The sequence below is a fragment of the Phyllobacterium sp. RCAM01083 genome (assembly GCF_055685835.1).
The window spans coordinates 1,621,327-1,632,830 of record NZ_JBVFZN010000005.1 but is presented as its reverse complement, the minus strand read 5'-3'; the positions used below and the strand labels follow the sequence as shown (position 1 = coordinate 1,632,830).

Genomic DNA, 11,504 nt, shown 5'->3' with positions numbered 1-11,504 from the left:
GGGCAGGGAGGAACATCAGCAGAACATTCCCGGCGCTTTTCCCGGGCTTTCGGTGCCGTACCCCGCCGTGGCAAAGCTTTTGTTCCGTTTGCGGGCTTTTCTTTGATTTCGCTATTGCGTTCCGGAATCAAAAACTCTAGGGAAGCCAACGTTGAACATGATACGGAGCGTAGCGCAGCCTGGTAGCGCATCTGGTTTGGGACCAGAGGGTCGGGAGTTCGAATCTCTCCGCTCCGACCATTTCAACCGATGATGCTGCTGGTACTGAACCGAAGCCTGTACTATATCGGGATTTCAGACAAAGGGATTTCTTCTAATGGCAGCACGTATTTACCGCCCCGCAAAAACAGCAATGCAGTCCGGCAAGGCCAAGACCGAAAGCTGGATGCTGGAATTCGAGCCGGAACAGCCGCGCAAGGTTGAGCCGCTGATGGGCTATACGTCATCGCGCGACATGAAGAGCCAGATCCGCCTGTCCTTCGAAACGAAGGAAGAGGCAATCGCCTACGCACAGAAGAACGGCATTGCCTATTCGGTGCAGGAACCCAAGGAAACAAGACGGCGCGTTGTCTCCTATTCGGAAAACTTCCGCTTTGACCGCAAGCAGCCCTGGACACACTGATTCTTCGACGTTTGGCCTTGTTTGCAGTTTGTTCGGATTTCCCGGCGATACTGTGATCGCCGGTGTAAAACTGGTCCCGTAGCTCAGCTGGATAGAGCACCGGCCTTCTAAGCCGACGGTCGCTGGTTCGAATCCAGCCGGGATCGCCACTTACCAAAGAGAACCAGTTCTGTTTACCGGATAGCGAGGCAATCCGGCCGTTGGTCTGATGCAAACCAACAAGCTTTCATGGAGGCCGGTCGAAGCAGGAAAGGTCTTAGCCGCCGAGTTCGGCAACTTTCTTGCGAAGCTCCATTACTTCCTCCACCAGCGTGCTGACAACGTCCTTGAGAAACGCCACCTTGTGCTCCGGATCGTCAACAGTGTTGATAAGTTCGAGAGCAGCGGGCAGAGAGTCAATCTCATCGGATCTGTTGTTGTCGCCCACGTTTCTTCTCCCATGTTTTTGGGAGACAGAACAACATGGTCCAAATCGGGAAATCAAGGTGACAACGATGTCCCTGTCTGCGTGTGGCGCCCAGCGCCGAAGCCATGTCGGCCGGTGACATTGACACCTATCGTCTGTGTCCGCCACCGTTACCACCGCCACTGTTACCACCGGCACCGTGACCACCGCCACCGTGACCCCCACCACCACGGGAGCTTCCCTTGCCCGGGTTGCTGCTCTTTGCCTTTCCGCTTTCCTTTGCGATGCTTTTGCGAGGCCCGCCAAAACTCAATCCGAATCGCGCTGCGTCCGCTGTGCTGACAAGCACAACGCTTGATAGGGTAAGGGCGGATATGGCGATAACGAGTATTTTCATCATTTTCGTTGCAATCCAAACAGGTGACAAGTTGCACGAAATCGAGATTGCTATGGCCGCCGTGTCAATGCAATTGTTGTTAAAATGACCACAAAATTGCGCAAAACATGATCTTTCCGGTGAAGTGAACACGTCCTGATACCGCGCAGCCGCCTGCGGGGCCTGTCGTCCACGCTATTCCCCGGAGAAGCCGGCTGCGCGGCAAGGCCATCGGGATGCGCGTTTACTCCAATTCTCAATGCTGCGTTTTTCGTCCTTTGCCTTCGCGATCTGTCTTGCGGTGATTGGATGGCACCGCTTAGCTTGATCTGCGATTGATTGGAGATGCTCTGAATGCTTGAAACCACGGCTTCTGTGCGAAATCAAAAGGTTGCCTATAAATTCAGAACACCCGACACGTTGGAGGCAACACCCGTTGCTGTTAAGCGGATCCTCGTTGTCGGATCGTGCATGGCAGCGGGTCTGTTCCACTACGCCCATGTCATTTTCAAGGGCGCGGAAGTCGATCATGTCCTGTACAACTATCCCGGTGACCTGACAGAACCGCCGCATCCAATCGAAGAATATGCTTTCCAGCTTATACATTTGCCGTTGCGGACGATTGTGCCGGAAACCATGCTGTCGGATATACCGCACACCAGCGAGGAACCGTTCAAGGAAAAACTGCGGGAGTGCGAGCAGCGTTTGATCCAAACGTTTACGGGCGCGCTGGCGTTTACAGAAAACACCAAGCTCATGACCTTCGTTTCCGAATGTTTCATACCGCAGCAGAACCATATGGGGCGGCTTCTGCCGCGCTATGACCTGCGCAACCCCACCTATTTCGTCGAGCAGTTGAACCGCAAACTGCATGAACTGGCGCGGGAACATGGGGCACATATGGTCCAGGCCGATGCCATCGCGCAGACATTCGGCCGAAAGTTCATTCAAGAGGATCTCGTCTGGAACTGGTCGCATGCCAGCTATGCCAATGACTGGGATTCCATCCACGACACAACCCGCATTGTCCAGCCAACCAAACTCACCAGCCTTTACCCGATCAACATAGAAGATTTCATCTTCGGGTTTTGGAGCGAGATACATGCCATGTATCGGACGCTCACCCAGCAAGACAGCGTGAAGCTGGTCATCCTTGATCTGGACGATACGCTCTGGCGCGGGGTTGTCGCGGAAGAAGGCATACACAATCGCGTTCTCCTGGAAGGATGGCCGCTCGGCCTGATCGAAGCCCTGAAATTTCTCAAGCAGCGCGGTATCGTCCTGGCGATCGTCAGCAAGAATGACGAAGCGACAATCCTCGACTTGTGGCCTCAGTTCCTGAAGCACAGACTGAATATCGATGACTTCGCGGTCCGGAAAATAAACTGGCGGCCAAAAGCGGAAAACATCCAGGATATTCTCAGCGAAACCAATCTCTTGCCGAAGAATGCTCTCTTCATTGACGATAATCCCGTTGAGCGGGAAAGCGTGCAAGCGGCATTTCCGGCCATGCGGGTACTTGGCGACGAGTTGTATTCGATCCGCAGCACATTGCTTTGGGCCCCGGAAACGCAGGTTCCGTACGTCACGCCGGAGTCAAGCAGACGCACCGAGATGATCCAGGCTCAGGTGCAGCGGGAAACCGCGAAGGCCGTTATGACCCGGGAAGAGTTCCTGGCTTCCCTCGACGTTTCCGTCGGCATCCGCCCGATCAACACCATAGAGGACGAACGTTTTCCACGCGCGCTGGAACTGCTTAACAAATCCAACCAGTTCAACACCACGGGCAAGCGCTGGACCATCGGTGAATGTCAGCAGGCCTTTCTCTCGGGTGCCGTCTTCGAGACTTTCGAAGTCGGCGACAAATACACCGACTATGGTCTGGTGGGAATCGCCATTGTCAGAGATCACATCATCATCCAGTTCGTGATGAGTTGTCGGGTGGTCGGCCTTGGCGTCGAGCAGGCGGTTATCGCCGGGCTTGCCGCAAGCCACCTTGCCCTGAAGGGCGTCTACACGCCGACCGAAGCCAACGGCCTATGCCGCGACCTGTACCAGAAATGCGGGTTTGCATTGGACGGCGGGACATGGACGTTGCAGGACAATGCCGTCACAGCCCCGCCGCACGTCAAATTCCGCGAGATGTCAGCGTAGGCTCCCGGTGCAATTCGAGATGAACGGCGTGTCCAAGGCTTGCTTTGCCGCGTGCCTCGCCTGGGCTGCAGCTGAAATCCGGCTGCCACACCGTGTCAGACTTGCCTAGGTCCGGCTGCCAAGCGCAAGGCGGCAGGCAAGGCCGGTGAAGACAGTTGCCAGCAAATATTGCGGCAGTTTGCGGAAGCGGGGGACGCTGCCGACCCGGCTGCGGATATGGCTGCTCAGGAGAATCACCGTGCCATTGACGACAAAGCCGATGCCATTGAGCACGGTGGCGAGAATAAGCATCTGCACGGCCAAAGAACCGGCTTCAGGTTTGACGAACTGCGGAAACAGCGCCAGCACGAACAGTGCCATCTTGGGATTGAGCAGATTGGTGAAGAGGCCTTCGCCGAAAATCCGTTTCATCGAAAAACGTTTGAGACGGGATGTCGGGGAGAATGCCGTCCCTTCCGAATGTATGGTTTTCCATGCGAGATAAAGCAGATAGGCGCAGCCCGCCCAGCGAATGATTTCATAAGCCACGGGAACGGCAAGAAAAAGCTGGGAAAGCCCAAGCGCTGCGGCCATCGCATGGCAATAGGTGCCGAGCGCTATGCCGGCATAGGTCAGAAACCCCGCGCCCCGTCCCTGGCTGATGCTGCGGGAGGCGATGAGAAGCATATCGGGGCCTGGCGTGGCCGTGAGAACCACGGACGCGGCGGCAAAAAGCATGAGTGTTGAGAAGTCCGGCATATCGTTTTCCTTCGAGTTTACCGGAATTCCTGTCTAGCATTTATGCGTTGATTGACAAGGGGTTGGCTCGCAGTTCCTGTAAAGACGGCCGTGGGTGCTTTTTGCTCAATAATACCGGTCTGATCCGGGATTTCCGTCACGCTCACGTCACGCCGGTTTTGATGATATGTCCATGACTGGCAACGTTGTTCTGTTGCCCGTCAATAATTCAAATATGCCGGAAACGACACTGCCACAACACGTTCCCTGAGAAGAACGAAATCCAAGCTCCCATCGGGTGCAGGGAGTTGGGTCAATTGACTTATCGATGGAAGGAAGTGCTGCAAAATCCTGTTCCAGACACACTTTACCCCACCGTCTTTCGGGATGGTGGGGTTTTTACAGCGCCAGCTTTCCCCGCTCAATGCCGTCACCCTGGAGTTTAGAATGTATTCGATTGATCCGCAGCCCTATCAAGCCAGTGCTTGGAAGTATATCGGCGTTGTCCTGTTCCTGGCGGCACTGTCATTTGGCCTCGGCCGATATTATGCGGCAACAAGAACTGCAGCAGAAGCGGGCGTTCATCGTTTGAATGCCGAGCAGCAAGATAAAATCACATTGCAGAGGGTGAATTAAATGGACCCAGTGGGGGTGCGCAACATGGTTGCACCGCTCCCATCCACATAAAACCGATCGTCCCCAGGCGCGGGAATAAGCGCTTCTCCGACCCTTGATCATCAATTTCGGTTTACACGGCCGGAATAAACTCTCGCTTTGGAATAATTGTCCTTCAATCTTTAATATTCTGGTCTATCCTCAGCAACGAGGGTGGGCACATGGAGACAAAACAGAGTATTGAAGAGGCAACAAGAGTTCTCAAACTCTCACACGCCATGCGTTACAGATATTTCATCAAGAAAGCGGTTGAGACCTACAAAGTATACACCATCAACCTTGGTTCGAATTATCTCATTCTCAATGACCCGGCCGGGACATCGATGTGTTGCCCGCTCTGGCCGGATGCCATCTTTGCGGAGCTGTGGCTGGGGCCGCTGGACCGCGGTACCGGCTTGCACATCAAAACCGAAATCGTTGAGATGGAACTTGACGCGGTGCTGAAAGATTTTCTGCCGGCATTGCGGCAACGCGGACTTAAAGTTGGGATCTGCTTCGATCAGGCAAGCGACGGACGCATCGAGTCCGTTCACAAGGTGATCGCCGATATCAGGCATGAGATCCAGACGGGGTTTTCCTACCTGAAACCATAAGGGCAGCCCCCCGCCGCACCGAACAGGCGTCCCATTCAGCGGCGCCGCAGAAAGATGAAGAAAATCAGGATGACAACAATGAGCGGAACGCCCAGCCACCATAAAACTGCTGCTGTAAGCATCGTATGACCTCCAATTGAATGGGGTAAACGGCGGCGGGCGTGAGAGGTTCCGCAGCACTTTTTGGCGATCCGATCATTCGCCGCGTCAAGTCCCGCAGGACGGTGCTGTTGAAAAAGCGGGTGCCAATTCCTGTGCCGGATTGCGCCGGACCGCTAGCTCGCGGTTTTGACGGCTTTGTGCCCGCTTGTTTCGAGGATCGATATCCGGAAAAACACGGGTTCAAGCGGACGCTCTGCATCGCGAATGACCGTCTTCGTGTACCCGGGCTGCCACCATTCGGCGGATGCACTCAGAAGATGGTGTGCGGTTGCGCGTGCGTCGACATGGGACGGATCGTTCGACAGTTCTTCGTACAGCCCGTTGACGATCACGCTTTGCCAGCGATTGGTTGCGTCGATCTCATCGAACGCGACACAGACGTGCGGATTGTTGCGCATCCATTCGACCTTTCGGCCGACCGTTGTAAAAGAATAGAGAAAGACGGAGTGATAGGCGAACCTGAGCGGAACGATATAGGGGTGATCATCCCTGGAGCAGGCCAGGCGGCCAATGCTCGCGCGGCTCAGCAAGGCATTGATCTCCGCCTTCGTCATCTCATTAATGATCATCGAGGTTGCTCCTGGACTTCTTGAACAGGCGGACTGCCGCCACGATAATTATTGAGGGCGCTTTGTTCGTTGTCAAACAGGTGAATGACTTTGGCTGGGCAATGTGAGCCCTGCCCAGTTTGCGCGGATGCAGGGGAGGCGTGGGTTGACCAGCCTTCATGCTTGCGTGTCACGCAAACGAGGTGATCGGTACAAGGGCCTGCGCGCTTGTCGTCTCAGGTTTTGTCGATACGACCGCGGCCGTGCCTGAACAGCATCACACCGAGATCGACCTGAACGACCTGACCGCCCTCTTGCTGGCCGGTGTGATCGGGGTGCAGAGCCGCGCCCGGTCGCTCCGTGCTGTTGCGGGCGTGCTGTTCCAGCCGCGCGGCCAATTCGGGGTGCAGACCCTCGCCGCGTCGGGCGGCCATTGCATGCAAAGCATTCAAGAGAGACAACATTGAACTCACACTCCCTGGGGCGTGGATTCAGTGTATCGCTTGCCCTTGATGGCCAGCCACCCGATTCATGCCACAGGCGTCAGGCGGCGCTTCCTCTCGGTGCAAAGAGTATGATCCCCGCCGCGACAAGCGCAAGAATGCCACCGGTCATGTCCCAGCGGTCCGGCCGCTGCCCTTCCGCCAGCCAAAGCCACATCAGCGACGCAAAGATATAGACACCGCCATAGGCGGCATAGGCGCGTCCGGCTTCACCCGACGGTGCGAGTGTCAGCAAATAGGCAAAGGCGACAAGGCACAATGTGCCCGGCGCCAGCCAAAGGACCGATCGCTCCATGCGCAGCCATGCCCAGAATGCGAAACATCCGGCGATCTCGGCCAGGGCGGCAGCGCTGTAGATCAGTGCGGTTGTGAGGTAGGTTTGCATGGGGCTCCCGGATTTCCTGACAGCGGATCGATCCTGCATAGCAGACAACAGCGGAAATTGAAGCGGCGGCAACAATGCATGCCAAGCCGGCATTGACCGGTAATCCGCGGCGTGCCAGTCGACGGAACCAGTTCTCCGCCATGAAATCGTTGCGATTCACGGTCAGTGAGGTTGCAGGAAAAACCGATTCGAAAGACCGGATGGACAGGACATGCCATTCCGGGGCTTTCGCAGTCCGCTCGAGGCCAAGGAAGCAGAGAAGAGAATGGATCAAACGATCACGCAATGGCTCAATTCGCCCGCTGGCCATACTCCGGTTCTCGACGGAATAATGTTGACCGTCACCAGCTTCGGCGTACCGCTGATGATCGTGGCCGTCATTGGCCAATGGTGGAGCAAGGCGGACAGGCTGCACGTGCGGCATACCTGCGTCTCGGCCGGGCTGACCTTTCTCATCGGACTGGGCTTGAACCAGATCATTCTGTTGTTTGTGCAGCGCATCCGGCCCTATGATGCTGATATCACGCATCTTCTCGTTCCTCCCAGCGCCGACTGGTCGTTTCCGTCGGACCATGCGACGGCATCGCTTGCCATCGTCGCGGCCTTTGCGCTTCACGGTCTGGCGCGCCGCACCATTCTGCTGGGGCTGATGGCCTTTCTCGTCTGCTGGTCGCGCATCTATGTCGGCACGCACTATGTTTCCGACGTGATCGGCGGCGGTGTGACGGCCTTGCTGGCGGCCCTGGCGGTTGCCGTTTTTTATCGGGAGGGGTCGAAAATCGATCGCTTCGTAACACGCGTATTCTGAAAGTTATCCGGAACGCAATGGCGCGGCAAATTCAGCCACACTATAGCCCTAAACTAATCATTAACCCTGCTTCGGGGGCGTCGGCAAAGGCATATGTGGTGTATGGTTTTGGTGGGTCGTGTTAAGGAGAGAGTGTCATGTTCAAAGTTCTGGCAATGGCGGGTGTAACGGCTCTGACGCTATTGGCTTCAGCGCCGTCATTCGCGCAATCAATCGAAATAGGTCCCGGCGGCGTTCGCCTCGTCGATCCGCAAATGGATCGTCCCTATCGCAGTGTCAGCATCACTGATCGGACGGCGGTGCGGATCGCCCGGTCCGAAGGCGTGCGCGAGGTCGACGATATCCGGCGGACGCGGTCGCGCATCATCGTGGAAGGAACGGACTATCAGGGCGACGACATCAGCGTCTCCATTGATCGTCGAACCGGAGAAGTGATTTCGGTCAATTAACGCCGGGTTGAAGCTTTATCCGCCCCGCTGCCCCCCAGGGGATGGCGGGGCGTTTTTTTGCATCCCGTCACACCCGCGCTGTGGGCGTCAGAGAATCCTCTTGATCTCCACCCAGTCATTCATGTCGTTGATCTTGAGTTTTCCGATGTTTCCGGCCGTATCGAGCAGAACTTCCGGCATGAACTGGTGCAGATATTCGTCGTCGCTGCTGGTCTGCTCCCATACCTGGCCATTGGTGAGTTCGAACTTTACCCCAAGCCCGTAGCCATTGGTCGAGCCTTTGATTGTCTCCTTGTCATATTCCATGGGCAGCCCTTTCATTCGGAAAAACCCAGTGTCGGGCAAGCCGGACAGTTCGTCAATCAAGCGTGATGGAACCACTTGCCTTCTCATGCATTTGAAGCTTATGGAAATGCTTTCATTCACGCATGTGACCATCAAGTCGCCGCGTACCGGCCGCGTCATCGTTGTGCGCAACGTGCGCGACGCGCTGACCATGCTGACGCAGTACTGGTCGCGGCGCCGGGGTGAAAAGCACAGGATTGCCTGTGACGCGTGCCGCAATGCACTTGATGAAAAATTGTCCGCCGAGGATGCACGCGCGGCCTTTGTCGCCGCATCGCTGGAAGCGGGTATCGATGTCAGCGAGCGCACCGGATCGCAATTGGGGACCACGCTCGGCGCATCGACCGATCAGCCGGGAAAACCCGCGAATACGATCTAGGGTCAGGTGAGGGTCTTATGGGACAGTATCCCGATGGGTCGATGGTTGAACTGACGGGAGCCCGTCAGGCCATGGAAGAACAAATCTGACTAATCAGCACGGCGATTGCCAGCGCAAAGCCAAACACAAGCAAATGGCACCACGCGGGCGTGGTATAGTGCAAGTGCTGTTCGTCCTCATCATCTTCATACATTCGAATGTTCCCCTAATTCGTCTGCAGGTGCCTATTCCATCAACATGAAAGTTAAATGTCAAAGCGTGTGCATGAAAATAATTCAGAAAATGCACCGAAAATGACCTGTTGGGCAGAGAAGTGTTGCGGAATCGACCCACAGAAGCGTGTTGCAGTGCATCAAAACCGGGGATTCTCATGGGCCGTCACCGGATGCGGGCAGGGATTGGCGATTGCAAGCGCAGCCGGAATGCATCCCGCCGGAGCGGTAATATCCGGTTGAATCACAGTTTACTAAACCTAGGGTTGTTATGCGAAGGCGCGGCCGAGGATCCAGACGGCGGCCAGAATGACAAGCATGATAATCGCAAGCCGCCAGGAACCTGCGAATACGCCGGGTTGTTTGTTGTCATCAGACATTGAAGATTCCAGAGCGGTTAAAATTTTATCGAAATGAATACAACTATTGCGCGAATATGCAATGAGAACATCTGTAACTATGGAAGGTGAAATGTTGTGTCCGGCCGCTGACGCCAGCGCTTCGAGCTGAAGCGCCGTGAACAGATCCGGTCGAATGCCGGGCATCGATGGCACCGGTCATCGCTCCATTGCACCGGTGCCGTGTCGGATACCGAAGTCCTATTTGGTCAGAAACCGCACCTTGAGCTTGCGAACAATATGGCGCGATCTCAGCTTCTTGATAAGCCTGTCTTCGAGCTTCACGTTCCGGGCGATAAGTTCATCCCAGTTCGTCACCGCCGCGGCTTTGACGGATTTGACTTTCCCGGCCTTTTTGACTGGCTTTGGGTTCTCGGGGCGATGTGTTGCCATTTCGGTCTCGCGATTTGAATGGCCCGGATTACGGTAGTCTTCCAAAAAGTACAAAGTAAGCACTCAGATGACCCTTTCCAAACATCCCCTGCCAACGCAATGCAGGTGGGTGTCAGCAAATTGGACGACGGGGTGAAGCACAAGACGATATGCGCCACAAAAGGCCCGCCAGCGACAAGCTTTGGTACTTTTGTCTTCATTCTCCAGTTGTGTCGTGTTGCACGGTTCCACGCGGGGATGAATATGACAAAACCACGTGAAATCCGTTGGATAAGCCACATTGCGTGGCCTGGTGTTCCTGCCGGTGAACCGCAATTTCGCCATGGGCGGGCCGGGGCAAAGACCGATAGAGTGGGGTCATCGCCCGAATTTCCGGCCGAGAATCAGCACAAGGGGAATGATGATCAGGAAGACGACGAGATAGCCCCATATGGATGTCATATAGGGCGCATAGTCATCCTTCTCCCTGTTTTCTTCGTCCTCCTCCTCCATTGCTTTCTCCTGCATGGGCTTGGCCAGGCAGAGGTTAACGGACTTTGAACCTGCAATTGCGGTGAGGAGCAAGTCACGTTCGACCAGCATGGCAATTCGAGAACAATTTCAAGACACGATCATAACACTGACCCGGCGGCATCGGGAGGTGTAATATTCTAGTACATCCGATTGAGAGGCCCGGCCCTTTGATGGGCCGGCGCGGTGCGGCGACTTGGAGCTGCCGGCTATCCGGTCCGGGTTTTCACCGTATGATGGGATGAAACCGCCGCAGGCAGGCAAAGCCGGCGGCAATGAACAGGAGCAGCACAATCCCCTGCGCGATCGCAAAAGGCGGCTCCGAGCCGGTGGGCGCCAGGGCATTCAATGCGGGTATTTTCTGGAATGACTGGGCGACCAGCACGAAAACATTGAAGTATAGCGAGATCACGGCGCCGACCACGTAGACCCACCGCCACGGCCCGGCGAGATGCAAGGGGTAGCGGGCGGCGATCGCGATGATGAGAATGATGATCGAGAGGATGCCGACGCCGATGGCAGGCGTAAAACCCTGGTAGGGAAAGCCGAAGCCCGTCAGGCTTGTCGCTGCCGTGCTCACCAGAAAGATCAGTGTCCATCCGTCCTTTCTGTCGGACGCAAGCAGTCCGGCGAGAACGATCAGCCCTGATATGATCCCGATCAGGCTGATCAGGACGTGAACGAAAGTATAGAAAGTCATGCCAAAGATCATGATGCGGTCCCCTCCATGATTTTGTTCAAGCGCATTCTGAATCAAAACTGGGAAGACGAAACAACGTTTACGGGAAATTGTAAATATATAGCATCGTGAAACGATATATGAGTAAAATAGTCAATATTATTAGGGGAATAGATCAAAGCCCGAAGTA

At 55.5% G+C, this 11,504-nt stretch carries 19 protein-coding genes and 2 tRNA genes; 11 read left to right on the top strand and 10 right to left on the bottom strand.

The features are described from left to right. Nucleotides 1-163: 163 nt before the first annotated feature. The 3 genes from ACZ25R_RS14770 to ACZ25R_RS14760 all read left to right on the top strand — a co-directional run bounded on the left by ACZ25R_RS14770 (nt 164) and on the right by ACZ25R_RS14760 (nt 771). Nucleotides 164-240 (top strand) — tRNA-Pro (locus ACZ25R_RS14770). 76 nt (nt 241-316) lie between these two features. After that, nucleotides 317-622, top strand: a complete 306-nt coding sequence (locus ACZ25R_RS14765) for an ETC complex I subunit (RefSeq protein WP_105735719.1) — start codon at nt 317-319, stop codon at nt 620-622. Nucleotides 623-694: 72 nt separating this feature from the next. Then, a tRNA-Arg gene (locus tag ACZ25R_RS14760) sits at nt 695-771 on the top strand. Nucleotides 772-878: 107 nt separating this feature from the next. Here the strand turns inward: ACZ25R_RS14760 and ACZ25R_RS14755 are convergent. Then, nucleotides 879-1,049, bottom strand: a complete 171-nt coding sequence (locus ACZ25R_RS14755) for a hypothetical protein (protein WP_472461374.1) — start codon at nt 1,047-1,049, stop codon at nt 879-881. Between the two features lie 221 nt (nt 1,050-1,270). On the opposite strand from ACZ25R_RS14755, the gene ACZ25R_RS14750 reads away from it, so the two are divergent. Then, entirely contained in the window at nt 1,271-1,513 is a 243-nt protein-coding gene (locus ACZ25R_RS14750) for a hypothetical protein (protein ID WP_472461373.1), read from the top strand. A 362-nt stretch (nt 1,514-1,875) separates the two neighbouring features. Beyond that, nucleotides 1,876-3,558, top strand: coding sequence for an HAD-IIIC family phosphatase (locus ACZ25R_RS14745; protein WP_472461372.1), 1,683 nt, complete (start codon nt 1,876-1,878; stop codon nt 3,556-3,558). A 105-nt stretch (nt 3,559-3,663) separates the two neighbouring features. Here the strand turns inward: ACZ25R_RS14745 and ACZ25R_RS14740 are convergent, their stop codons facing one another. Continuing rightward, complete coding sequence (locus tag ACZ25R_RS14740) at nt 3,664-4,296, bottom strand: LysE family translocator (protein WP_472461371.1); 633 nt, start codon at nt 4,294-4,296, stop codon at nt 3,664-3,666. Between the two features lie 426 nt (nt 4,297-4,722). Here ACZ25R_RS14740 and ACZ25R_RS14735 point away from each other — a divergent pair, with 426 nt between their 5' ends. Both ACZ25R_RS14735 and ACZ25R_RS14730 read left to right on the top strand, forming a co-directional pair. Next, nucleotides 4,723-4,911, top strand: a complete 189-nt coding sequence (locus ACZ25R_RS14735; protein ID WP_464659883.1) for a hypothetical protein — start codon at nt 4,723-4,725, stop codon at nt 4,909-4,911. A 200-nt stretch (nt 4,912-5,111) separates the two neighbouring features. Next, a complete protein-coding gene (locus ACZ25R_RS14730) occupies nt 5,112-5,543 on the top strand; it encodes a DUF2750 domain-containing protein (RefSeq protein ID WP_464659885.1) in 432 nt (143 codons plus the stop codon). Between the two features lie 275 nt (nt 5,544-5,818). On the opposite strand, the gene ACZ25R_RS14725 is transcribed toward ACZ25R_RS14730, so the two are convergent. Further along, on the bottom strand, nt 5,819-6,274 hold the full coding sequence (locus ACZ25R_RS14725; protein WP_223615679.1) for a pyridoxamine 5'-phosphate oxidase family protein: 456 nt from the start codon (nt 6,272-6,274) through the stop codon (nt 5,819-5,821). 182 nt (nt 6,275-6,456) lie between these two features. Between ACZ25R_RS14725 and ACZ25R_RS14720 the strand changes: the two genes are divergently transcribed. Then, nucleotides 6,457-6,720, top strand: a complete 264-nt coding sequence (locus tag ACZ25R_RS14720; RefSeq protein WP_472461370.1) for a hypothetical protein — start codon at nt 6,457-6,459, stop codon at nt 6,718-6,720. A gap of 76 nt (nt 6,721-6,796) precedes the next feature. Here the strand turns inward: ACZ25R_RS14720 and ACZ25R_RS14715 are convergent, their stop codons facing one another. Further along, entirely contained in the window at nt 6,797-7,141 is a 345-nt protein-coding gene (locus tag ACZ25R_RS14715) for a YnfA family protein (protein WP_472461369.1), read from the bottom strand. A gap of 265 nt (nt 7,142-7,406) precedes the next feature. Between ACZ25R_RS14715 and ACZ25R_RS14710 the strand changes: the two genes are divergently transcribed. Beyond that, a complete protein-coding gene (locus ACZ25R_RS14710) occupies nt 7,407-7,949 on the top strand; it encodes a phosphatase PAP2 family protein (protein WP_403172662.1) in 543 nt (180 codons plus the stop codon). 137 nt (nt 7,950-8,086) lie between these two features. Next, nucleotides 8,087-8,398: a PepSY domain-containing protein gene (locus ACZ25R_RS14705; protein WP_223615683.1), complete on the top strand. Its 312-nt coding sequence runs from the start codon at nt 8,087-8,089 to the stop codon at nt 8,396-8,398. 87 nt (nt 8,399-8,485) lie between these two features. On the opposite strand, the gene ACZ25R_RS14700 is transcribed toward ACZ25R_RS14705, so the two are convergent. Continuing rightward, on the bottom strand, nt 8,486-8,719 hold the full coding sequence (locus ACZ25R_RS14700) for a hypothetical protein (RefSeq protein WP_346305514.1): 234 nt from the start codon (nt 8,717-8,719) through the stop codon (nt 8,486-8,488). Nucleotides 8,720-8,810: 91 nt separating this feature from the next. On the opposite strand from ACZ25R_RS14700, the gene ACZ25R_RS14695 reads away from it, so the two are divergent. Beyond that, the gene (locus ACZ25R_RS14695; RefSeq protein WP_346305513.1) at nt 8,811-9,122 is read left to right on the top strand and encodes a DUF982 domain-containing protein; all 312 of its coding nucleotides are present in this window, start codon (nt 8,811-8,813) and stop codon (nt 9,120-9,122) included. Between the two features lie 64 nt (nt 9,123-9,186). Here the strand turns inward: ACZ25R_RS14695 and ACZ25R_RS14690 are convergent, their stop codons facing one another. From ACZ25R_RS14690 to ACZ25R_RS14670, 5 genes are all read right to left on the bottom strand, one after another. Continuing rightward, a complete protein-coding gene (locus ACZ25R_RS14690) occupies nt 9,187-9,315 on the bottom strand; it encodes a hypothetical protein (RefSeq protein WP_264319180.1) in 129 nt (42 codons plus the stop codon). Between the two features lie 288 nt (nt 9,316-9,603). Further along, complete coding sequence (locus ACZ25R_RS14685; RefSeq protein ID WP_464659895.1) at nt 9,604-9,879, bottom strand: hypothetical protein; 276 nt, start codon at nt 9,877-9,879, stop codon at nt 9,604-9,606. 54 nt (nt 9,880-9,933) lie between these two features. Continuing rightward, nucleotides 9,934-10,125, bottom strand: coding sequence for a hypothetical protein (locus ACZ25R_RS14680; RefSeq protein ID WP_472461368.1), 192 nt, complete (start codon nt 10,123-10,125; stop codon nt 9,934-9,936). A gap of 357 nt (nt 10,126-10,482) precedes the next feature. Then, complete coding sequence (locus ACZ25R_RS14675) at nt 10,483-10,707, bottom strand: hypothetical protein (RefSeq protein WP_472461367.1); 225 nt, start codon at nt 10,705-10,707, stop codon at nt 10,483-10,485. Nucleotides 10,708-10,861: 154 nt separating this feature from the next. Continuing rightward, nucleotides 10,862-11,335, bottom strand: coding sequence for a hypothetical protein (locus tag ACZ25R_RS14670; protein ID WP_472461366.1), 474 nt, complete (start codon nt 11,333-11,335; stop codon nt 10,862-10,864). Between the last annotated feature and the right edge of the window lie 169 nt (nt 11,336-11,504).